The organism is Candidatus Poribacteria bacterium (assembly GCA_009839745.1).
Lineage (GTDB): Bacteria > Poribacteria > WGA-4E > WGA-4E > WGA-3G > WGA-3G.
This window is the reverse complement of record VXPE01000003.1, coordinates 19176-42657: the sequence shown is the minus strand read 5'-3', so window position 1 is coordinate 42657 and position 23482 is coordinate 19176. Positions and strand designations below refer to the sequence as shown.

Below are 23482 nucleotides of genomic sequence, written 5' to 3'. Positions count from 1 at the left end.
AGACAACGCTAATTTGTCGGATGCGTTTCCCTAATGCGTCGTAGAGGGATGTATAAGCAAAACGTTGTAAGAACCAAAATCCCCGCCAGCACTACATACGGGTATGCCTCTTTTGCGTAGAGCCAACCCCCGAGGAGGGGACCCAGAATGCGCCCCAAACTTAAGAAGGCGTCCATGATACCGATAGCCGTGCCTTGACCAATCTGGGTCTGTTTGGAAATCCATGAGGCATTCGTTGGACGGATGAGTTGATTGCCAACGCCAGCAATGGTAAGATACACCGTGAGTGTCACGAAAGAATAAGCGTTGAGCAAAAGTGCCATACCTATCGCGCTGAGGAGTAACCCGATGAGGATGATACGGCGTTCCCCCAGCCTATTGATGAGTCTTCCGAGCAGGCCGCCCTGTAGGGGCACTACGATCGCTCCCATAAACATGAACATCCACCCCATTTCCCTCTCTCCGTAATTCCAACGGTCCTCAATGAACAGTGGAAACGTCATCTCCAATCCTGCGAAGCTGAAGGTTGAGAAAAACGCAACAAGAAAAAGCGGCGTCAGTGGGGATTTCAAGGTGGTCCGACGGAATATCTCGCCTGGAGAGATCCATTCATGCGGGTCTCCGGCTGTTTCATCGGCGATGTCTTTCTGCAAAGATTCTGGCAACAGGATAAGCGCAAAGAGGAAGTTGAGTATAGACAAACCGCCTGCAACAAAGAAGGGTATATCATGGCTACCCATGACACCCCCGATCGCAGGTCCAAGGATGAAACCAAGACCCATCGCCGCCCCCATGAGTCCCATCCCTCTGCCACGTTCTTCTGACGTGGTTATATCTGCCACATAAGCCATTACACTCGGCAGCACCGCCGCTGAAGCGATACCGGCTGCGCCGCGCGCCGTGAGAAGATAGACGTAATCTTTTACCAATCCGAAACCGACTAAAGCGGCGGCATTTCCAAGCAATCCAAGTAAGATCATCGGTTTTCTGCCGTGCTTGTCCGATAGTCTACCCCAGATCGGCGCGAACAGCAGTTGCATCCCAGAATAGATGGACATCAATATGGCGATTTCAGTGGTGGTTGCCCCAGTATCTTTAGCGTAATAAGCGAGATTCGGAATGATGATGCCAAACCCGAGCATCACGAAGAATAGGGTTAAGAACAGAAAGAGAAGTCTTGATTTTTCCATCTAAGATGAACGCGAAAAGCCGCAGCGAAAAATACACACCTTTTCTACTCCATCGGTGCGATCCAGGAGCGAGTTAATAAACATAATAGTATTTATTATAGCAGTAGGGGGCGTGCCTGTCAACTTAAAAGCGAAGGGTTCGATATCGAATTTCACCGGATAGGGTTGGAAAATTTTCTTGCATTTAAAGAAATTTATTGTGGCAATTTTACGCCGTTTTTGGTATTATAAAATTGGTTTCATAGTTCTTAATACACACAAAAATTAAACTTATTAAACACTGGAGAAAACATGGCAACCGAATTTGTTCATTTACATAATCATAGCGAGTATAGCATGTTGGATGGCGCGTGTCGCATTGAGGACATGATCAAGTGGGCGGTTGAAAATGGCGCACCCGCTGTCGCACTTACGGATCATGGCAACATGTTCGGAGCATGGGAATTATACAGTAAAGCGACAAAGGCAGGGGTCAACCCAATCGTCGGTTGTGAGGTGTACGTCGCACCCGGCAGCCGAAGAGAAAAGAAGAAGGGGCAAGGGGGACCTTATCACCTCACACTACTTGCAGAGGACGCAACCGGTTACCAGAATCTCCTAAAATTAGTATCGCTCGGATATACAGAGGGGTTCTACAGTAGACCCCGTGTTGACATGGAAATCTTGCGTGAATACCACGCTGGAATTATCGCGTTGACAGGATGCATCCAAGGACAAGTGCCGCAACTCCTCTGTTCAAATCGGCGAGAAGAAGGTATCCAAAACTTCAAAACACTGATGGAGATAATGGGGAAAGATAACCTCTACGTTGAGGTGCAGAATCACTATATAGACAAGGAACTTGAAGCATATCCAGTGATGGCTCAGTTGGCGAAAGAGTTCAATCTCCCCCTCGTTGCCACAAATGATTGCCACTATCTCCACAAATCCGACCACGAAATGCACGATGTGCTCCTTTGTATACAGACGAGAAGGACTGTCAAAGAGCAAAATCGGCTGCGGTTCGATAACCATTTCTATTTTAAAAGTGTTGATGAAATGCGGGAGGCACTCAAGGACTACCCACCTGAAGCCATCAGCAACACACTTGAAATCGCGAACCGGTGTAACCTTAAACTCGATTATGGTGAGAGTGTAATGCCGAGGTATGAAGTACCCGAGGGGCATACAAATGACAGTTACCTCAAAGAATTGTGCTACCAAGGCTTGAAAGAAAAATATGGCGGGCAGCTCTCCGAACCTATTCGGCAGAGACTCGATTACGAACTGGATACTATTAGCAAAACTGACTACTCCGGGTATTTTCTCATCGTGTGGGATTACGTTAAATACGCCCACAAACAGGGCTATCCACTTTCCGCCCGCGGCTCTGCTGCGAGTAGCCTCGTGCTTTACGCCCTTGACGTGATTACCTTCAATCCGATGGATTACGACTGTCTCTTTGAGCGGTTTCTAAACCTTGAACGTATCAGCCCCCCAGATATTGATATTGACTTCGCTGACCGTGCGCGTGAGCATGTTATTAATTATCTCAGAGAAAAATACGGTGAAGATTCTGTGGGTAAAGTCGCCACCTTTGCAACATTGGGTGCCAAAGCCGCGATTAAAGATGTCGGTCGGGCCCTTGAAGTCCCTCTCGAAGATGTCGCAAAGTTGACGGAACTGATCCCAACTATCCCTGGGATAACACTTGATGAAGCCTTGGAAAAGGTGCCGGAATTTCAGGCACTCGCGGAACGTCCTGAAAATAAAGAGTTGATGGATCTCAGCAGATCCGTCGAAGGTATGAAACGGCACGTCTCTTGTCACGCCTCCGCAATCGTTGTCTCAAACGGTCCGTTAACGAACTTCGCCCCGCTCTTCAAGGATAAACATGATCAAGTTGCGACACAGTTTGAAGGGAAAACGGTTGAAGATGTCGGTATCGTTAAATTCGATTCACTCGGCCTACGGAGCCTTACCGAGATATACGACTGCCTTCAGATGGTTAAGGCGAACCACGGCAAGGATATCAAGTTAGAGGATATTCCCTTTGATGATAAAAAAACCTATTCACTTATTAGTAGAGGCTTAATTGCTGGCTTGTTTCAACTTGAAACCTCCTCTGGCATGTATCGGGTTGTTACACAGATGAAGCCAGATAACTTTGAGCAGTTCACTACGATTCCGGCACTTTACCGACCGGGTCCCCTTGAAAGCGGGACGATGCAGGATTTCATCGATCGAAAAAATCGGTTGAAGCCGGTGCAATATATCCATCCATCCCTTGAAAGCGCGCTCCAAAACACTTACGGGGTTTGCGTCTATCAGGAACAGGTCATGCAAATCGCACGGGACATGGCGGGCTTTACGCTTGGCGAAGCAGATATACTCCGCTCCGCTATGGGAAAGAAGGACGCCGCACTGCTCCAAGCGCAACGTGATAAATTTATTGAAGGGGCAGTCGAAAACGGTATCACGCAGCAGGAGGCAGAGAACGTATTTACACAGTTGGAGCCTTTTGCTGGCTATGCCTTCAACAAGTCGCACACCGTTGCGTATTCGATGTTAGCATATCGCATGGCATATCTGAAAGCGCACTATCCACACGAATTTATGGCGGCAATGATGACGGGAGAGGCAGCCGATTCATTGAAGATTACCCGATACCGCGCTGAATGTAAGAAACTCGCTGAATTTCTGGAGGTAGACATCAATCTGATTCCACCGGATGTCAACAGTAGCAGCAGAGCGTTCACGGTAGATGGCAACGATATTTGTTTCGGACTTGTTGCCGTCAAAGGGGTCGGGGATGGTGCCATAGATGCAATCGTAGACGCACGAGGACAAGGCGGTTCCTTCAAATCGTTACAGGATTTCTGTGAACGCGTAGATACAAAGCAAGTGAATAAACGCGCTGTGGAAAGCCTAATTCTCAGCGGGGCATTTGATTCACTTGAAGGACACCGTGCGCAGCATATTGACAACTTGGATAATATCATGAGAGTGGCACAAAACGCACAAGCAGAACGGGATCGTGGACAGATGAGCCTCTTTGGCAATGGAGAGGAAGCACCAACAGCAACGGTAACGCTTACCGATGCCCCGGAATATGATCCATTGGAACGCCTGATGCGTGAAAAGGAACAACTTGGGTTCTATGTTTCTGGACACCCACTTGAAGAATATAGCGACATCATTGAGAGTTACACGAGCGCAAGCACCCAAACGCTCATTGGACATCGTATTGATTCCGAAGTCGATGTGGTGGGCATGATAACGGAAGTTAAAAATATCACCACCAGAAAAGGGGATCCGATGGCGGTGATCGGATTAGAGGATTTAGAGGGTGCCATAGAGGTCGTCATTTTCCCAGACGCGTATAAAACAGCGGGGGACCTCGGTGAAGGTAGGGTCGTTTGGATTCGTGGGAAGGTCAATGTCAACCAGAATAGCAGGAATCGGCGGGCTGAAAATGGCGATGCCGAGAGGGAAGAACGCCAAATACAGGCAGATCGGGTCATAGATATTGAATCTGTGAGTGAGCAACAGACCTCTGCGCTTGAGGTGACGATTCCAGAATCCGACGTTGAGAATGTTGAGAAACTGGAAAGGCTGAAAGAAATTGTCCGTGCTAACAAAGGGGATTTGGATCTGATTCTGCGTCTCATCAGTCCTCACTACGGTGAAGTGATCGCACGGTGCGCTCAAAAGTATAGTGTGGCATACACACCACAGGTTATTGAGCAGGTTGAAGGGTTATTTGGCGAAAATAGCGTCAAGCCGAGCAACCTTACGATACGTGGAAACAAAAGCCAGACCTCACATATGGATTTTGTGTAATTCCCGTCAAAGACGCAAATTCACGTTGTTTTCCGGCAAGGAAACTTAAGCGTAGAACCAAAACCGTAGCCTGCAACAATACGCAGAAACACCCCGGGGAATGCCACACGGCATTCATACCGTTGATTCGCAAAAACACGCAGGCGAATATGAGGAAAGCGCGTCAAAGACGCAAATTCACGTTGTTTTCCCGCAAGGAAAAATTAAAAAATGCAGTACCGCACACTTGGTAAAACAGGACTCAGCGTATCAGAAATTGGGTATGGCGGTGGTAGGGTCCGCCCAGAGCACAATGAAACAGGACTCGTCAACATGCTCCATTACGCCATGGATGCTGGGCTTAACTATCTTGATACTGCTCCCGACTATGGGGGTGGCTACAGCGAAACGATTATCGGTAAAGCGATCGCCGGACGGCGGGAGTCATGTATTATCGCAACGAAGACGGAAGCCTATGATCCAGATGGCATCGCTAAAGATGTCGAAGGAAGCCTGCAACGCCTTGGTACTGATTATATTGATGTCCTGCAATTCCACGGTGGATGGTTCTATGCGGACGATATAGAAATAATTCTGAACCGTGGTGGGTTGGCAGCGTATCTCAAGCTGAAGGCGGAAGGGAAGGTCCGATTTATCGGATTTTCGGCAGACGGTCCTTCCGGTGGCACAGAGCAATTGATTGCCACTGGCGAGTTCGACATGATGCAAATCCATTACAATCTAATGTATCAAAGCACCTGCGACGCATTTGGCAGACGCGGGGTCATTCCTGACGCTGTTGCACAAGAGATGGGGATTGTGCTGATGCGCTCTACCACCAGTAATGCGTTCCAAAATCTCATGAAACACTGCTTTCCGAATGAGATGGCGAATGTTGATGTAGATAGTTTCCTGCTCAACTATTCTCTCTCAAACCCGATGGTAAATGTCGCACTCATGAGCCTGCAAAGCGTTGACGATGTAGATTGGACAAACGCCGTCTCCGATAATGTCGATGGACGCTTAGATCTACGAGCGGTTCACGGGCGATAGTCAAATTCTTTCCACTGGTAGGTGCGGTTTCTAACCGCACCCCATACGCTAAATCAACCCTCCCTATAGGAGCAAGCTGTGCTTCAACTCGGGATCCGCGGCGGTTCTTCATCTACCGATGCCTCTTCTTTGCTCAACACCTCTATGAGTCGATACTCATACTTTCCTACATCTTGGATGTCTCCGCTGTACTCGTGAAGACTGACTTTCAGTATAGCAATCTGATCCAGAAAAACTTGGACACTCTGTTCTATAGGGTCCTATAATGAGAATTTCAGTATTACCACCGCACCGTGAAATCCAATATCCGTGACACGGGTTCTTGCATTCCGAGTCGCTTCCACATCCAATAGTGATGGAGAAGGAAATTAACAGAATTGAGAGTATCCGTTTTATTAAAAATTGCCCTTTTTTCATTCTATTCTGCTGGGTTTTAATCACAACAGCCCGAGGAACATTCACTTTTCTCTAAGACACTACTTTTTGCTAAGAAAGGATATCAATTGAAGGGACAGAACGATAGATTGCCTGTCCCTCGTGTTAATTAGCAGAATGTATGAAAATACGAGGCGATCGTATAAGAATCATAAAAGATTCTATGTAGACAGTGCCCTGAGAAGCAGTTAGACACGAAACCTCATAGGCACTGCTACAACATCACATTAGATGTGTTAACAAAAACAACTCAAACAAACTTTGTTTATTTACCTTTTCCCTTACGCTTAATAGTCTCAACCACTGCCGTACTTTTACGCCGTTTGGCATCTTTGACAGGTATAAATCGACCTGTTTTTGCGTCACGACCAATTTGGGTAGTCACAGCTCTTTTACGGGCCATTTGGGTTCACCCCCTTTTTTCTAAGGAAGTCTCGTTCTATTGCCATGAGTGGGTTATCGTTTAAATTGTAGAAAACTAAGTCCGCGTGTCAATAAACGATAACATATTCTATGTACAGATTTCAACTATATTTTATATATCGAACGTCCGTATTTTAGATGAAAAAAGAGACAACTATTTCTCACGTTCTTCGATAATTGCACGACTAAACTCGTTATCCTCGGCGCGAATGCGACTTGCCATACTTTTACGGAGTTCTGCAACAGGAATTGGTTCCACATCTACAATTCCCATTTTTTCAAGGAGTTCATTCATAATTCTCGCGCCTTCTTTCTTATCTTCCGTTGTAGTAGACGTAGGTATTGGCGCCTCGCTCTTGCAATGCTCTGGCGCGTTCGGCACCAATGCATCAACAAGATAAGAGAGTTGCAGGGTTACCTTTTCTAACGCTTTTTCCAATCGATCTAACCGTTCGGCTAAGGTTTCAATTGTTTCTGTCATTTTCAAAATTCTCCGTTTATTATTAGGCTTTAATAAGGTGCGGTTGGGAATGCAGGGCGCATTTGGGCGAGTACGCCGTAAAACCGCACCTACCATAGTTGGGAAAATCAATTAGGCAGACAGGAAATTCCGAATGACGTAATCCAGAATCCCACCGTGTTTGTAATATTCCACTTCTACAGGTGAATCAATTCTAATCAACAACTCCGTCGTCTGCGTTTCGCCGTTTGCTCGGACGATTTTCAGCGTTGCCATCTGTCCCGGCTGGAGATCCTCGGCAAAGCCTGTGATGCTGATAATCTCGCTGCCGTCAAGGTTGAGCGTCTGGACATTCTCATCCGATTTGAACTGCAACGGTAAAACCCCCATGCCGATAAGATTACTGCGGTGAATCCGCTCAAAACTCTCTACAACGACAGCCTTGACCCCCAAAAGTTTAGGTCCCTTCGCTGCCCAGTCGCGCGAACTTCCCATCCCGTAATCCTGTCCGGCGAAAATAACGGTGGAAACTCCGTTTTCGCTGTAGTCGAGGGCTGCTTCGTAGATAGTCGTTTGTGTGCCTTCAGGATACTGAAGTGTATAACCACCCTCTACATCCGGGGTCATCAAGTTTCGGACACGTCGATTGGCGAACGTGCCACGGCTCATCACACGGTCGTTCCCGCGTCTGGAACCGTAGGTGTTGAAATCTCGCGTCTCTACACCGTGTTCTTGGAGATATTCCCCTGCTGGACTTGCGGCTGCAATCGCACCTGCTGGGGAGATATGGTCGGTGGTGACGGAATCCCCAAAGATGCCGAGGATACGGGCATCCACAATGTCTGCAATGGGGACAGGTTCGCGGGCAAACCCTTCAAAGAACGGAGGATGCTGGACGTAAGTGCTTCTCGCGTTCCACGGATAGAGTACCCCCGTTGCACCTGCGAGTTCTTCCCATTCCGGTGCTTGATTACCGATGGATTTATACATCTCTCGGAACGTCCGTCGATCAACTGCGGCAGCGGTCATCTCCGCGATCTCTTGTCGGGTGGGCCAGATGTCCTTCAGGTAAACAGCCTCTCCTGCCTCGTTATGTCCAAGCGGTTCAGTAGCGAAATCTATATCAATCCGTCCTGCGACACCATAAGCGACGACAAGTGGTGGAGACATGAGGAAATTGGCTTTTATCTCTGGATGCACGCGCGCCTCGAAATTCCTGTTACCACTCAGGACGCTTGCGGTAACGAGGTTTCCTGTGTCAAGTGCCGCTTGAACCACGTCATTGAGCGGTCCACTGTTGCCGATACAGGTCGTGCAGCCATAACCTACCACGTTGTAGCCGAGTTCTTCCAGATACGGCAGTAAGCCGGTATTCTGTAGATACTCAGTGACCACGCGCGAGCCGGGGGCTAAACTGGTCTTAACATAGTCGGGAACACGCAACCCTTTTTCCACAGCCTTTTTCGCGAGCAACCCTGCCCCGATCATCACGGAAGGATTACTCGTGTTCGTGCAGCTGGTAATTGCCGAGATGGCCACCGATCCATGGGTTATCCCGTCGCTATCGTTTACGTCCGCTGTTACACCGAATCCATCTTCCGCGACGGGACGTGTAAGGAGTTCAGTAAAGGTATTTTTGACATCCGACAAGGCGATCCGATCTTGGGGGCGTTTCGGACCCGCGATACTCGGTTCAATATCCGCGAGATCAATTTCAATGACATCGGAGTATGTAACATCTCCGAGGCGTGGGATACCGAAGATGCCTTGCGCTTTCAGATAAGCCTCTACCATGTCAACGTGCGTTTCGTCGCGCCCGGTGAGACGAAGGTATCGCATCGTCTCCGCATCGGGTGGGAAGAATCCGATAGTCGCACCGTATTCTGGACACATATTAGAGAGCGTCGCCCGATCCGGTAGAGAGAGGGCTTCTACGCCTGCCCCAAAGAATTCCACGAACTTGTCAACGACTGCAGCGGCTCTGAGGCGTTGCGTCACAGTCAGCACCAAATCTGTTGCGGTTACACCCTCACGAAGTTTGCCTTTCAAATGAACCCCGAGGACTTCGGGGGTCAAAATATAAACGGGTTGCCCTAACATCGCGGCTTCCGCTTCTATGCCGCCTACACCCCATCCGACGATACCTAAGCCGTTAATCATTGTGGTATGCGAGTCGGTCCCGACAACAGTATCTGGATAGGCAAGCGAATCTTCTGTCATAACCACTTTGGCGAGATATTCCAGATTCACTTGATGGACAATGCCGATAGAGGGCGGGATGATATTGAATTTTTCAAACGCCTGCTGTCCCCACTTAAGGAACTCATAACGCTCCTTGTTGCGTTCAAATTCCCGTTCGGTATTAAATTGAAATGCGTTCTCTGAACCGTAAGCATCGACTTGGATGGAGTGATCGATGACTAAATCAACAGGGACGAGAGGTTCTATCATACCAGCATCACCGCCAAGCGCTGCCACAGCGGAACGCATCGCAGCAATATCGACAACGAGCGGAACGCCTGTGAAATCTTGTGCTACCACGCGTGCCGGTTTGAAAGGAATCTCCAAGGCTTTTGGGGAGTGCGCGTCCCAATTTGCCAAATTTACAATATCCTCTTCGGTAATTTGGTGTCCATCGTAATTTCGCAGCAATGATTCGAGTAAAATACGGAGACTGATGGGCAAGGTGGTTGTTGAACCGATACCGGCTGCTTCTAAGGCAGGCAGCGAATAGTAGGTGCACGCGAACCCTTCGCCTTCAAGGGGTCGGTGTGTATTAAATAAATTGTGAGCAGGTTGGGGCATCTGCTAACTCCTTTACGTTGTTCATTGTTTCTTGTTATTATTCTACCACAAGTCGATGCTATATTTCAATGGTTCTCTGTTGGCGAGTGGGTTGCCTCTCCGTAAGAGTTTACCAGAACTTCTTTACTGATGGTTCATCAGTTTCATAATTTCATCGAGTTGCTGACGAGCATGGACGACGATAACGCTTTCAGGATAATCTGTAATGAGTGTGGTGTAAGTCGCAGCGGCGTTGGCGAAGTCGGCTTTTTGTCGGTAAATCTCGGCGATATTTACGAGTGCCTTCGGGACACTCAGGCTTGCCCGCGCAACGACTTGTTCGTATGCGTTGATTGCTTCGGTATCTTTGGCGTTTTCGCGGTAAATATCACCAATGAGAAGCCACACCGCATCAACGATAGTTGCTTGCGGATAGGTTTCAAGACTTCGTTCACACTGTTGTAGTGCCTCCGTAGTCTGTCCATTGAGATAGAGTCGCACAGCAGTGGCATAATCCGTGAGCGGAATTTTGAGGTAATCGGAATGATTCTGGATGAGGACAATCCGTTCAAGGGCATCGTTTGTGAGTTGATCGGATTTTGAGATTCGGATAACCTCCTTGTATTCTTTCGTGGCTTGCTCGAAATTGGCAGAAAAGAAATAGGAATCGCCAACCAGTTTTCGGGCAACGGCACGGAAGATGTGTGGACGGTTGGCAATAGGTTCAAGGACTTCTCTCGCAAGTGTATAGCGTTTCAATAGGATGTGACATTCTGCCAGACCCAGTTGTGCTTCTACCAATTGGGTAGTAAGCAAGCGTTGGGTGAGCAGCGCTTGGAAAGTTTTCTGAGCGATTCTCGGTGCGTTTATACCGTGCAGTTGCATCTGTCCAAGTAACAATCTATCTTTAACAGAAGCCTCACCGTTAGAAACTAACGCTTCTAAAAGCATGATGGCATCGTTCCACTGCTCCATTTTTTCGTAGAGTGCTGCAAGTTTAGAACGGGCGTTTCTTATGCGTATGCCGTCTACTGATGCTGCTATCAAGGTCTTGTAGAAATCTATGGCGTGTGGGTTTTCGGTGCGTTCCAACATTCGAGTGTATGTCTCTAATGCCATGTCAATGTGAGTCGGATAGTTTCGATGGAGTTGTGTGAACGTTTCGAGGGCTTGGGGCACTTTTCCAGCATGGAAATAGAGTTCTCCCAAAGTCATAACGGTGTTAGCGTTTTGTGGATTTTGTGCGCGTCGTTTCTCAAGTTGCGCAACGAGTTTATCACGGATAGGTTTATGGAGATCGTCTTCATAAATTTCAAGCATCGCATTCCAAATTGCTTCGCGTTGGTTCCTTGTAAGCCCGATCCGTTGTAAAGCGTCAATATAAACCTCAGCGGCTTGTTCAATCTGTCCTTGTATTTTATATGCCGCTGCCAATTGCGTGTAGAGATAACTATTTTTCGGGCTTAAGCGTATCGCCTGCTGATATGCTGCGATTGCCTCTGGATACATCTTATGGGACAGATAGATCGCGCCGAGTTGCTTCTGTTGATCGACTTGGTTGACCTCCTCCTCGACCATCTTTTTCCATTCGGTCACGGCTTGTGTGGTTTTACCGATTTCAGCATAGAGCGCGCCCAATTTCCTGCGGAGTGTTGTGTTGTTGGGGTCCCGTTCAATCGCCTTACGATAGAGTTCAAGTGCTTTCGAATGGGCGTTTTGTTGTTGATAAAGTTCTGCTAATTGTTCTAAGAGCGTAGTATCGTCAGGATAGTCTTGCATCCGTTCTTGAATCAGTTTTTCAGCCGCTGCGTAGCGTTGGTTCGTCATATAAAGTTGGATAAGGCTATTGATGGCACTGACGCGATACGGTGAACTCGGAAAATTGTCAAGAAAATACTTGTAGCTATCTATTGCTTCCTCGGATGTCCCCTCCATTTGCTGATATTTTCCAAGGAGATAAGCAGCCGTGGCGGCAGAAGTTGTGTTCGGGTGTTGTTGGAGAATCTGCTTGCACTGCCTAATTGCTGCTTTGAACTGATAGCGCTGCCAATAGAGGTTTCCCAACCGATGAACAGCCTGGGTCGCATAAGAACCGCTCGGATTTTCGTCAATAATTTCTTTGAAGACTCGCTGTGCTGCCGGATCCTCGCTGACCTTGGCGTAACTTTGCCCTAACATCAATCGGATCGAGTCCCTTTGACTTTGCCGAAGCGGGGTATAAGTGCCATCAGGCCGAGGAATGCCGTTTTCAATCAACGCTTCATATGCTTTAATCGCTTCCGCATACCGTTTTTCGTGGTAATGGTCATGCGCGGATTCTACTGGATCTAACATAGGCGTAACGCTTGGAGGGGTCCCAGGCACTTGGATTTGGGCGGAAGTATATAAACTATTCCCAAGTGTCATAAGAAACAATAAAAATAAAATAGAAAGAAAGATGATTCGTTGTTGCATTGTAGCGTCCATTTTTATTGGGTGTTATGTCTTAATCTGTAAGAACTGTGCTTGCGTAGTCTTATCCGGATAGACACGTGTTAACTATCTCCTCAAGCGTTCGCGTTTCCATCTCTAATGGCGGCACTTGCCGTAGGAAAAGCAAAGAAAAGAGCATCGCCTTCATTTCCCATCTCTGTGCCACCCCACGCCGAATTTTCAGTCCGCAAAATCGTGTTATGTGTATTGATGACCTCCGTCATAACCTCATTGCCGTGCGCCTCCCAAAGTAGTGTTGAACCTTCGATGTCAGTAAACATCAAGGTGCGGGTGCCGACTAACGAATGTGGCTGTGCATTGTGTGTTGACACAGAATTATCCTTCTTCATATCCATCGTTCCAGATTTTCCAAAGACTCGGCCATTAGAGCAAAGCAAGATTTGTGAGCAATGCCATACCGTAAATCATACTATTTTCGTCAATGTCGAACTGGGGGTGGTGGCACATGTTCACAATACCTTTTTCTTCGTTGCCCGCACCTACCATCACGAAACACGCTGGAATCTCCTGTGAGTAGTATCCGAAATCCTCGCCGCCAAGTATCGGCGACATTGGAAATATGAGATTGTCCTCACCAACCAACTCTCTTGCTGTGGAGATAACTGTGTTGACACAGGGTTCGTGGTTGTAGGTTACCGGGTACCCTTCTTGATAATCGAATGTATAAATTGCGTCGTGTGCATCTGCTAATCCCGCAAGAAGGCTCTCTAATTGTTCTCGGACGCGTGTCTGTACCGCTTTTTGGAGTGTGCGGACTGTTCCACCGATCAGGACTTTAGGAGGAATAACGTTAAGGGCAGCACCCGTGAGCCCGTTTTGCAAGTTTGCATCCCCTCCATGGAATTGTGTGACGCTGATTACTGCTGAGTCCAGTGGATTCACGTTTCTCGAAATGATAGACTGGAGTGCCGTCACAAACTGTGCGCTTATCACAATCGGATCGACAGTGAGGTGTGGAAACGCAGCGTGTCCGCCTCTGCCTGTGAGTGTGATCTGAAACGTATCAGACTGTGCAAGCATTGGACCCGGGCACGTCGCGTATTCTCCAACAGCAAAAAGTGGAAAGACGTGTATCCCGTAGATTTCATCTACGTCTTCCAAAGCCCCATCTGCGATCATCGCAGGTGCGCCGCCAGGTAATGCCTCCTCGCTCGGTTGAAAGATAAATCTAACGTGCGTTTTGAGACTACTTCGAAACGCTGAAAGGATTCGGGCTGTGCCGATGAGCATCGCCGTGTGTGCATCGTGCCCACAGAGGTGTGCTTTCCCATCAATCTTAGATTTAAAGGGAACATCGGTGAGTTCTTGGATCGGGAGTGCGTCCATATCTGCGCGTAAGGCTATCCGTTTGGTTGCTCCCGGCACTTCCAAATCCCCGACAACGCCTGTCCTACCGATTCCTGTTTTAACGGGGATTTCGAGTGCTCGCAGGGCATCAGCGGCGATACCCGCTGTCCGGTGGACATCAAACCCCAATTCAGGATATTGATGGATGTCGCGTCGGATGGCGACGATGTCATTGAAATGACGGCGGCACTGTTCAAAAATTTGGTCTTTCATATTTTTAATTTACCTTCGGGAGAACAACATGGTTTTAGACTTTGACGCGTGTTTCTTAAGAGTCGCTTTCCACTTCGTTCCAAGCTGAGTTTTGAAAAGTGTAGATTAAAATGTCAATGTCCGGCGCAGGATACTTTGGTGTCCTTGTTCATTTTCAAGTCGATAGATGATTGTATAAATCCCCGGTATCGTCTGAAAGACCTCGCTATTCAGTTCAGGTCTCAATTCTACCTGTGTTGAACCATCATCTGGGATCATTTTTCTCTCAGTGAATGGACCGTAACATCTTTCTCCGAGCGGGTTAAGCACTTTCCATGTCAATGTGAGTTGTTTAGGACGCGGCGGATTATTGATATAGACAGTGATTTTATCGTCCATCTGTCCGTTTTCGAGGTTAAGTGTGCCCAATTTTGAGAACAACTTCACTGTCAAGGTGAGTGGTGGCACGTATTCCAGATAGCCTCTACCGGGAATCGCTCGCCATGTGCCACCTGTTGCGAGTGCGATCTGTCGAATCGGTAAATAATCGATTCCGATGACATCGACACGAACGTGTGCGTTTTGTAAGGTTTCAATAACCTGATCCAAACTGTAAGCAGACTTACCATCGTAGTCAGCATCGTGAAAAGCACCATCACTCGCCAGCACAATGAACCGCTGCGCGTCTTTTCGGAATTGGGTCTCTGTTACCGCAGTCATGAGTCCGTCTAAACCGGCTTCTGCGATGTCTCCACCCCCGTCAACACCTATTTTAAAAAGCCAGTTTTTGAAGGTGCCGAGATCGTCAGTGCGTCCGTATGTTCGTGTTTCATCCCTGAAGGTTACCAATCCAAAAGTGGCATCACGTCCTTCTCGGTCGAACGCTTCAAATAAAAAATCGACGTAAGCACGAATACCGCGGATGTTATCTGTCATACTTGCCGTTTCATCAAGCACAAAAACAACATCTACTTTTTGCGTCATGCTGGCTTCTGCAAGCGTCCGAGCGATGTCTTTCATCATATAGACGAAAACGCCACCTACATTGCCGCCACCAGAGCCACCCCCGCCTCCCCAAGAGTTACCCATGCCGGTAGCCCGAAGTGCATCCCCGCGTTCGCTGCCGTAGTGAATCTTCGGCGCGTCAACAGTGGGTGAGGAGCCAGCTAATAAGGTATCATCAGTATTTAGAGAAACTGGTCTGGTTTCTCCTTGTGGTGCCACGTAGTCTGTTTCTGGTCTGGAGGGTAAGGTAACCGTTGGTTGATCGAGAGATTTCACTGCCAATCGGTTTTCGGGGGCATAGTTAGTTGGCTTCCCTACGATAGGATTCAATTGTGATAATCCATCTCCGATCTCTCGCGCTCGATTTACGTTTTCTTGCCTGCGTGTATCGGGTTTTGAAACTTCTGATACGTCTTTGGGTTCCAACTGCCATGTTGTGCTCAAACCTGCTTTCGGTTTCGGGGGTGGTTCGGGTTTCTCTTTTTCGGCTACAAGAGGTGTAGCAGGTTCAACAATGGGTAATTGTTTAATCGGTAGTGGCGGTCGTTCAACGTGGCTTATCGCAACCTCTATCTCATCATGGAACGGTAGCACAGGAACTTGCTGGGGAGCTACCCACCACATTATGAGTAGCAGCGTGCCGTGGATGATGAGTGAGTATATTAGATATAAAGGTGTTCTTCTATTTCTCATTGCATCAACCTATGGCTTGTCTTCTTCTCTATAACTACAAATGAAATTCAACTACATCTCCATCGTAAATGACATCATTGCGACTGACAGATTGTCCATCGTGCCAGTGGGGACCCCATATCCGCGCGAACCTGAATTCGGCAAAATCTTTGTGTAACTCCATCGCCGCGTCAAGCACGGTTGAACCTATAGGGAGAACAATGGGATCATCGCGTTCTATCGCTTTACCGGGTGCTTTGGGATAGACGCGCAAAATATCCAATTCTGTATAGATCGCTTGCGATAAAGTCTCTTTGCCTACATCAGTTTCGGCAGAAATCGGATGAATCTGAAACGTCCCATCGTAGAATTCTTTGAGAATTTCCAGTCGCTCTTCTGCCCCCGCCGCATCGAGTTGATTGGCGACAATGAGATGTCCATTTTCTGGGGTGTTGCAGTTTGCTTCTTTCAGGAACGCCTCCACCATATCGAGGTCATCCAATAGGTTATCGCTCGCGAGGCTTACAATCAGCAGGACCAGGTCAGCATTGCGAGCGAGCGTCAGGAGTGTTGATGGGATGAAGTCCAACATAAGGGAGGGTGTATCAATGAGTTGAAATTGGATGTTTTCATAGCGTAGCATTCCGATGGTTGGCAAGGTCGTTGTATAGGGTGTTGGTGAGACCTCTATTTTGGCGTTCGTAAAGTTTAATAGGATTTGTGATTTACCCCCGTTCGGGGGTCCTATGAGGACGATCTGCCCGGCGCCCTGCTTAGGAATGTGTTCGCTATGACTTCTTTTACTGGATCCCTTGCCTCCTTTTTCTGAAGCCCCTCTTTTGTAACTGGCAATACGGCGACGGAGATCAGATACCACCTTCTCTGAACCTTTATGTTTCGGAATGATGCGCAACATCTCCTCTAACAGGCTCAATCGCTCTTCATCTGTTTTGGCGGCTTCGTGCTGGTGCTTGAGTTTATAGTAGGTCGGGGGTAGATTTGCTGGCATTTTGACCACTTCCATCGTCATGTGCACAGGTTCAGTAAGCGTCGGTTCTGGACGAATAAACGCGCTATTTACAATCTCAAAAGAATCTGTTATAATGTGGTGCAATTCTTAAATAGGATACCCAATTTTCGTGCTTATGTCAAGGCAATTAAAACAGAGCTTACACGCGACGCTGAAAAGCCTCCTAATTCTCCTCCTTATTGTATCTATTCCCTTTCCTGTGATGGCGGAAGTGTTGACTCGTGGTGATGAACTGCTCACGTTGGTGCAATCCGATGCGCTGGAAGCACAGGTCATGGCGTTGCAGGAGAACTGGGCATCCGGACGTAACTTGCGACCCCATCGCACGCGTAACGCACACCACCGCGAGGCAACGGATGACATTGTGCATTACATTATGCGTCAGTTTCGCCGATCTCCACGTTTGAAAGTCAGTGAGCAGGTATTTGGGGGCATTAGAAACGTAACGGCTGTCTTGCCAGCGATGCCGACTTCATCCAGTAAACGCATCTTCATTGTATGTGCACATTATGACACGCAAGCCGTACGTGAACCGAATTGGAATCCATTAACCTCCACTGCCCCGGGAGCGAATGATAATGGGACAGGGGTCGCTGCGATGCTGGAAATCGCTTATCTTTTGAGTCGTTATGAATATGAACACGAAATACGATTTATCGCGTTCGGGGGTGAGGAACTCGGTTTTCTTGGGAGCCGGCACTACGTTCGGGAGGCTTTCACAACAAGCGGGAATGATGAGACTGACGCTATTCGCGAGAAGATCATTGGTGTTTTTAATCTGGACATGTTGGGCTTCAATTGGAAAACCGACCTTGTTGAAATTATTACCAACAACGATTCAGCATGGATAGGCCGTGCCCTCATAATTGCGAACACATGGTATAATGTTGGCTTGAAGATTCGTCGCACCCAAGATGAATTCGTTGATGTCTCCTCTCACAAATCGTTCTGGGATGGGGATTACAATGCAGTCACTTTAACGGAAAGCTCCACGCCGTGGCGAGATTCTCAAAACTACGGTGCCAATCCTTTTTATCACACATCTCACGATACTGCGGATAAGGTTAATTTCGGTTTGGTGAGAAAGGTAACGCAACTTGTGCTTGTTACGGTGGACGGGCTGCTCACATCTATGTTCCATCCGACGCGACAGATTCCACAGGTAACATTAGAGGTTCCATTGACCACCAAAGAAAATCAATTGGAAATTAAGGGGACGTTTCGTTCAGGTTTTCCAATTGATATTATCGTCTATCCGAGCCAGACACTGGCGGTTTTGGATCGAGAGACGCAAACTTATACTGCGACAGTGCCGTTAAGCCCTGGAGAGAACGCGCTTCGCGCGACAGTGCGATATCCACTGGGGGCGGTCTCAGTCGACAGGTCCGTTATTTTGACGCAGCCGTTTGCTTGGGAAGATGTAATTGTGTTTCCGAACCCGACGCGTTCAGACGGTTTGACTGAATTTCGAGTTGCCGCAAGTGTAGATATAACAGACCTACGGATTCTTATCTATGATTCGGGGGGTAATTTGATAAAGCGGATTGAAGGGGTCGCTGACAGACTGGATCAACGTATCTGGCGGACGTGGTGGAATCAGCAAACCTCCTACGGGTTGGCAGTATCTCCTGGTGTTTATATCTGCCATATTTCGGTTGTTTCAAAGGGAGAGACGTATACGTATCTGGAGAAGTTGGCGATTTTTCGGTAGTGAAGAACACTTTGACAATTACTAAGAAACTATGCTAAAATAGACTATACAGAAATGGAGATAAAGGAAGATCGAACCCTGATTGAACAGACAAGGCATAAACTGGACACCTGTCCCAACGGAACAGACTTAATTGCGTGTAAGGAGACGATGCGATGAGGAAAAGTATAGATCTCTGTATTCTTTTGGTATCTACTGTGGTCTTAGTCTCTTCTTGTGCCCAACCGATTAACCAACAGCGCGACCTGGATCTGTTGACCTCTTTTGAAAACGCGTTTGTGAATGTTGTGGCTCGAAGCAAGCCGGCGATTGTTCGTGTTGAGGTTTTGTCAATGGAAGGGTCTCAATCTCAAGATCGCGTGGGGTCAGGCTTTATTTTTCGCAAAGAGGGTTACATTCTTACCAACCATCATGTTGTTCACGATGCGAGAGATATAAGGGTAATGTTGTTAGATGGTGGTCGATTTGAGGCAGAGCTCGTTGGAACGGATCATAACACTGATGTCGCAGTTCTAAAGATTGAACGAGACGAAGCGTTTCCTGTCATTCCTTTGGCTGATTCCTCAAGAGTTCGGGTGGGGCAATTTGCTATTGCTATCGGCAATCCGTTTAGACTCGATTACACTGTGACAACAGGCGTTGTGAGTGGTAAGAGTCGTTCGATTCTCCGAGGTTTCAGTTTTGTTCGATACCAAGACTTTATCCAAACAGACGCTTGGATTAATACGGGGAGTAGTGGAGGTCCGTTACTGAACATCCGAGGTGAGGTTATTGGGATGAACGCACTCATTCGGCGTATTGGTAACAATGAAAATACACCCGCTCCGGCGATGGCAGGCGCAGGGTTCGCTATTCCAATGAACCTTGTTAAGAGCATTGGCGATCAACTCATTGCAAATGGGCGGGTCATCCGGGGGTACCTCGGTATAGAGATGCGACCAGCGAGAGGGGGCATTCGCGTTAGACGTATCATTAGGGATGCCCCGGCATACCTTGGCGGTTTGCGACGCAACGATATTATTTTTGAATACAACGGCAATGCGGTGAAAAAAGTTGTTGAACTCCAAATGCTCGTCGCAGAATCACAAGTCGGTGAGAGGTCTGTCATCAAAGTTTTAAGGCAAGGGCATGAAAGAATACTCAATGTGACGATTGGAGAAATGCCGCCTGAATTGGCGGGACAGACTGTTGAAATTAAGTCTGTGGCTTGGGAAATACTCGGTTTATCCGTGCGGAAATTACAAGCCGGAGATTTTGAGAGGTATACGTACCTGACTGATGAAGATCAGGGTGTTATTGTTGAAATGGTTAAGGTAGATGCCCCCGGATACAAGGCGAGGATACCCAATGGCGCGCTTATCGTCGCCATCAATGACCAGAAAGTCACAAATGTGCAGGCTTTCGAGGCATTTCTTCAGGCGAAGCAGGGCGCTGAGGAATTAATCCTTGACATTAAAAGCAGTCATGGTGAAGAGCGGCTAACTGTTAAACTCGGAAATTAACGGAAACTTGGAAATTTTTAATTTATCAAAATGGCAGAAACATCACAAAACATCACTCTCAGAGACATCTTTAGTCCCGGCGGTCTTATTGCACAACAACTTGACGCATACGAATTTCGCCACGAACAATTACAGATGGCACACGAGGTAGCTCGTGCCTTTACCGCGTCCGAGCATCTGATTGTTGAGGCTGGAACAGGTGTTGGTAAAAGTTTTGCTTATCTGATTCCCGCAATTTCCCTCGCACTGAAGTCGGAACAGAAAGTTGTCATTTCGACAAATACCATCAGTCTACAGGAGCAACTCGTAACGAAAGATATTCCGTTCCTTCAGCGTGTGCTCCCTCGCGATTTCAGTGTAGTTCTGGCGAAGGGACGACGTAATTATCTCTCACGAAGAAGACTCAAAAATTTGATGAGTTATGAACGCGGACTGTTTGATACGCGTGAAGAAGTAGAAGAAATCGCAGAGATTAAGGCATGGGTGGATCGAACAGTAGATGGCAGCAGGGCTGATCTGCCTTGGCAACCGCAACCACAGGTGTGGGATAAGGTTGTCTCCGATAGAGATAATTGCCTTGGACGTAATTGCGAAACTTACGATATTTGTTTCTATTTCAAAGCCCGAAGAGAAATGTACAACGCCGACTTGCTTATTGTGAATCATCATTTACTCTTTAGCGATCTCGCTATCCGTAAGGAGAGTGAGGCGACGATGGGGGTGCTACCGGATTACGATTATCTCATCATTGATGAAGCACACCACCTGGAAGCGACAGCCACAAACCACGCCAGCATCGACTTCAGCAATACTCGCGTCAAATGGCTTCTTGATTCTCTGTATAATGAACGAAGTAAAGAGGGGTTAGCGAAACAGTTCGATTCACCACGACTTGAGGCGCAAGTCGAAACGGCGCGCCAGCAGGCAAATACTCTCTTCAGAACGATTATTGAGACTGTGCAAGAAGAAATCGACAGTGAGGAGAATGGGAACGTGCTGACACCGCGCATCCATAAAAGCAATTTTGTCAGTAACGTCCTGGATACCCCTCTTGCCGATATTGAAAAAACTTTGAAACGCCTCCGCGACGATGCTATGACGGACGATGATGAGCAGGAAATTACAGCGCATCAACATTATTGTCAACGCCTTCGTGATGAATTGGATATGATCATTCGGCAGACTGATCCGAATTACGTCTATTGGGCTGAGATATCGACCCGCGGACGAACCCCTCGTATCCTCCTCAACGCCACACCCGCCAATGTGAATCAGATGTTGCAAGATCATCTGTTCACGGTAAAAAATAGCGTTGTGATGACGAGTGCTACGCTTTCTACAAATCGCAATTTCGCTTACTTTAAAAAACGGGTCGGGATAAGCGGATGTCGTGAACTTCTTGTCCATTCGCCATTTGATTTTAAACGGCAAGTTCAGATCCATATTCCCCGTAATATGCCGCATCCGAACAGTCATCGCTTTGTGCCAGCGGCGATTGAACAGATTAAACACTACCTCAAACTGACGCATGGCAAAGCGTTTGTGCTTTTCACAAGCTACAGAATGATGGACGAAGTTTACGATGCTGTCGCTCCTGGTTTGGAGGAAATAGGGATTGAGACTTTCAAACAAGGGGGTGAGCTTTCGCGAACAGCGATGCTTCAGGCGTTTCGTGAGAATACAGACTCAGTCCTATTTGGGACGTCCAGTTTCTGGGAGGGTGTTGACGTTCGCGGCGCATCGCTCAGTAATGTTATCATTACAAGGCTCCCCTTTGAAGTTCCAACGCATCCCGTGATGGAGGCGCGCGTGAAACAGATTAAGGAAGAGGGCGGAAACGAGTTCTTTGAATTCAGTTTACCAGAGGCGATATTACGCTTAAAGCAGGGATTTGGACGGCTCATCCGAACACAGACTGACGAGGGAATCGTCGTGATTCTCGACCCACGGATAAAAACCACGAATTACGGAAAACAATTTTTAGAATCACTCCCGGACTGCGAAATTGTGGAGGGATAAAAAAAATGCCCGTGGTATGTATGTCCACGGGCATCTTAATGCTTGCGAAGTGTCCGAAATGCTATTTTCTGTGTGTGAACGTTCCTGTCATTAATAGCGTCTCGGAGATGGCTGCGCGACGCGAATCCCTCGATCATGCGTGAAAGGGAATTCAAATTCTATCGTTTGATAGCGTTGTGCTGCACCTGGCGGAGGAGCTTTCTCAATCGGGAGTATAACCTTCAGTTCGAGGGCATTCAACTTGGTTTGTGTGAATGGAAGGAAACCCTCGGAACTTTTACCGGGAGGTATTCCTGTTCGACGTGTCCCCACCTGTTTTTCAACGATAGGCATCCGTTTCTCTATGAGAATCCGCCGGGCAGTTTCGAGTCCGTTTGTAACATAAAGCCCTGTTGCGCGCGCCATATATGTAAAGCGCTCCTTTAAATCATTAAAATTCATACCGCCATAGACGTTCTCACCTTGATCGACGATTGTGCATTTTTTGACATCAAAGATGATGTTTTCGCTCCGATTGTTAGTAATCTTCACATAAAACACATCTGTTTTATCGCCTTGATGGAGTGCTTCAGTCTCATAAAAAGGTGAAAAAGCGTTGCCGCGATTGTACTTTCGGTCGAGGTCTGGCCGCCGCCAATACGCGATAGAGACGGTAATTCCATCCTTAGTCTTCGTTAGGATTGGCTGTCTTGATTGAACCTCAAACAGTCGCGGGTGGTCAGATAGCATGAGGACGTCAACAACCTTCCTATCTTCACCGCTGCCCCTTTCAATCTCAGTTTGGGTATCCGTCCAATCGTTGAGGAATTCACTCCACTGATCCTCGGCATGGGCATATTCGTTGAATGCGAAGATGTAGGTTACGGCTTCCATGTTGGCATCACGTGCTTTTCCAACTCGGAATCCGACAGTGTTTATACCGTGCTTGTCGAGCACTGGTTTCGCGAGTGCCTCAGAAGGGACAGCGGGTACAACTACCTCTTCAGTCGGATTCTTACTCTGTAACTCCACTGCTGCCGCTATGTTATGCACGGGTTGAATGGGTGATAAGTTACTGAGTGACGTACCACAACCCGCAACGCTAAAGACGAGCGCAAATAGCAGCCCAAGATTGAGTGCTGTGAATTTATTCAACCATTTCATTTATAATGTTGCCTCCTTGGTTACCATTCTCCGAATGGCAAAACTGTTGACTATTGAGAGTCACTCTTACAAATCCAAAATGCCATAGATTTATTCACGAAAGCGAATCTGTATCCACCTATCGAAATTGGCGGCTTTAGACTCGGGAAATTCGATAAAAATGGTGCATCAAAATTGATGCTGTGATTTTAGAATAGCATAACTGCAATTTTTAGTCAAGAA

The 23482-nt window shown here is 47.6% G+C and carries 14 protein-coding genes; 5 read left to right on the top strand and 9 right to left on the bottom strand.

All coding sequences use genetic code 11. The features are described from left to right. Nucleotides 1–8: 8 nt before the first annotated feature. Nucleotides 9–1190, bottom strand: a complete 1182-nt coding sequence (locus F4X88_00545) for an MFS transporter (GenBank protein MYA54757.1) — start codon at nucleotides 1188–1190, stop codon at nucleotides 9–11. Nucleotides 1191–1481: 291 nt separating this feature from the next. Here F4X88_00545 and dnaE point away from each other — a divergent pair, with 291 nt between their 5' ends. Beyond that, nucleotides 1482–5012 (top strand): DNA polymerase III subunit alpha, encoded by a 3531-nt coding sequence (gene dnaE, locus F4X88_00540; protein MYA54756.1) that lies wholly within the window; start codon nucleotides 1482–1484, stop codon nucleotides 5010–5012. A 210-nt stretch (nucleotides 5013–5222) separates the two neighbouring features. Continuing rightward, the gene (locus F4X88_00535; protein MYA54755.1) at nucleotides 5223–6044 is read left to right on the top strand and encodes an aldo/keto reductase; all 822 of its coding nucleotides are present in this window, start codon (nucleotides 5223–5225) and stop codon (nucleotides 6042–6044) included. Nucleotides 6045–7056: 1012 nt separating this feature from the next. Here F4X88_00535 and F4X88_00530 read toward each other — a convergent pair. From F4X88_00530 to F4X88_00500, 7 genes are all read right to left on the bottom strand, one after another. Continuing rightward, complete coding sequence (locus tag F4X88_00530; protein MYA54754.1) at nucleotides 7057–7383, bottom strand: hypothetical protein; 327 nt, start codon at nucleotides 7381–7383, stop codon at nucleotides 7057–7059. A 111-nt stretch (nucleotides 7384–7494) separates the two neighbouring features. Then, nucleotides 7495–10167 carry an aconitate hydratase AcnA gene (gene acnA / locus F4X88_00525; protein MYA54753.1) on the bottom strand — a complete coding sequence of 891 codons (2673 nt, stop codon included), beginning with the start codon at nucleotides 10165–10167 and terminating at the stop codon, nucleotides 7495–7497. Nucleotides 10168–10290: 123 nt separating this feature from the next. Then, nucleotides 10291–12612: a tetratricopeptide repeat protein gene (locus F4X88_00520; protein MYA54752.1), complete on the bottom strand. Its 2322-nt coding sequence runs from the start codon at nucleotides 12610–12612 to the stop codon at nucleotides 10291–10293. A gap of 80 nt (nucleotides 12613–12692) precedes the next feature. Beyond that, entirely contained in the window at nucleotides 12693–12974 is a 282-nt protein-coding gene (locus F4X88_00515) for an adenylate/guanylate cyclase domain-containing protein (protein ID MYA54751.1), read from the bottom strand. A gap of 28 nt (nucleotides 12975–13002) precedes the next feature. After that, nucleotides 13003–14199: an amidohydrolase gene (locus tag F4X88_00510; protein MYA54750.1), complete on the bottom strand. Its 1197-nt coding sequence runs from the start codon at nucleotides 14197–14199 to the stop codon at nucleotides 13003–13005. A 105-nt stretch (nucleotides 14200–14304) separates the two neighbouring features. After that, nucleotides 14305–15876 (bottom strand): VWA domain-containing protein, encoded by a 1572-nt coding sequence (locus F4X88_00505; protein MYA54749.1) that lies wholly within the window; start codon nucleotides 15874–15876, stop codon nucleotides 14305–14307. A gap of 34 nt (nucleotides 15877–15910) precedes the next feature. Next, the gene (locus F4X88_00500) at nucleotides 15911–16969 is read right to left on the bottom strand and encodes a TGS domain-containing protein (protein ID MYA54748.1); all 1059 of its coding nucleotides are present in this window, start codon (nucleotides 16967–16969) and stop codon (nucleotides 15911–15913) included. A 25-nt stretch (nucleotides 16970–16994) separates the two neighbouring features. Between F4X88_00500 and F4X88_00495 the strand changes: the two genes are divergently transcribed. The 3 genes from F4X88_00495 to F4X88_00485 all read left to right on the top strand — a co-directional run bounded on the left by F4X88_00495 (nucleotide 16995) and on the right by F4X88_00485 (nucleotide 22117). Beyond that, nucleotides 16995–18596: a Zn-dependent exopeptidase M28 gene (locus tag F4X88_00495; protein MYA54747.1), complete on the top strand. Its 1602-nt coding sequence runs from the start codon at nucleotides 16995–16997 to the stop codon at nucleotides 18594–18596. A gap of 155 nt (nucleotides 18597–18751) precedes the next feature. Then, a complete protein-coding gene (locus F4X88_00490; GenBank protein ID MYA54746.1) occupies nucleotides 18752–20098 on the top strand; it encodes a PDZ domain-containing protein in 1347 nt (448 codons plus the stop codon). Nucleotides 20099–20128: 30 nt separating this feature from the next. Continuing rightward, the gene (locus F4X88_00485; protein ID MYA54745.1) at nucleotides 20129–22117 is read left to right on the top strand and encodes a DEAD/DEAH box helicase; all 1989 of its coding nucleotides are present in this window, start codon (nucleotides 20129–20131) and stop codon (nucleotides 22115–22117) included. 90 nt (nucleotides 22118–22207) lie between these two features. Here the strand turns inward: F4X88_00485 and F4X88_00480 are convergent, their stop codons facing one another. Then, nucleotides 22208–23260, bottom strand: a complete 1053-nt coding sequence (locus tag F4X88_00480) for a hypothetical protein (GenBank protein MYA54744.1) — start codon at nucleotides 23258–23260, stop codon at nucleotides 22208–22210. Nucleotides 23261–23482: the final 222 nt, after the last annotated feature.

Bases quoted from the DNA above. Each gene is read 5' to 3' on its own strand.
- F4X88_00520 (MYA54752.1), bottom strand. From the start codon at position 12,612: ATGGACGCTACAATGCAACAACGAATCATCTTTCTTTCTATTTTATTT.
- acnA (MYA54753.1), bottom strand. From the start codon at position 10,167: ATGCCCCAACCTGCTCACAATTTATTTAATACACACCGACCCCTTGAA.
- F4X88_00530 (MYA54754.1), bottom strand. From the start codon at position 7,383: ATGACAGAAACAATTGAAACCTTAGCCGAACGGTTAGATCGATTGGAA.
- F4X88_00490 (MYA54746.1), top strand. From the start codon at position 18,752: ATGAGGAAAAGTATAGATCTCTGTATTCTTTTGGTATCTACTGTGGTC.
- F4X88_00510 (MYA54750.1), bottom strand. From the start codon at position 14,199: ATGAAAGACCAAATTTTTGAACAGTGCCGCCGTCATTTCAATGACATC.
- dnaE (MYA54756.1), top strand. From the start codon at position 1,482: ATGGCAACCGAATTTGTTCATTTACATAATCATAGCGAGTATAGCATG.
- F4X88_00535 (MYA54755.1), top strand. From the start codon at position 5,223: ATGCAGTACCGCACACTTGGTAAAACAGGACTCAGCGTATCAGAAATT.
- F4X88_00515 (MYA54751.1), bottom strand. From the start codon at position 12,974: ATGGATATGAAGAAGGATAATTCTGTGTCAACACACAATGCACAGCCA.
- F4X88_00485 (MYA54745.1), top strand. From the start codon at position 20,129: ATGGCAGAAACATCACAAAACATCACTCTCAGAGACATCTTTAGTCCC.
- F4X88_00545 (MYA54757.1), bottom strand. From the start codon at position 1,190: ATGGAAAAATCAAGACTTCTCTTTCTGTTCTTAACCCTATTCTTCGTG.
- F4X88_00505 (MYA54749.1), bottom strand. From the start codon at position 15,876: ATGAGAAATAGAAGAACACCTTTATATCTAATATACTCACTCATCATC.
- F4X88_00480 (MYA54744.1), bottom strand. From the start codon at position 23,260: ATGAAATGGTTGAATAAATTCACAGCACTCAATCTTGGGCTGCTATTT.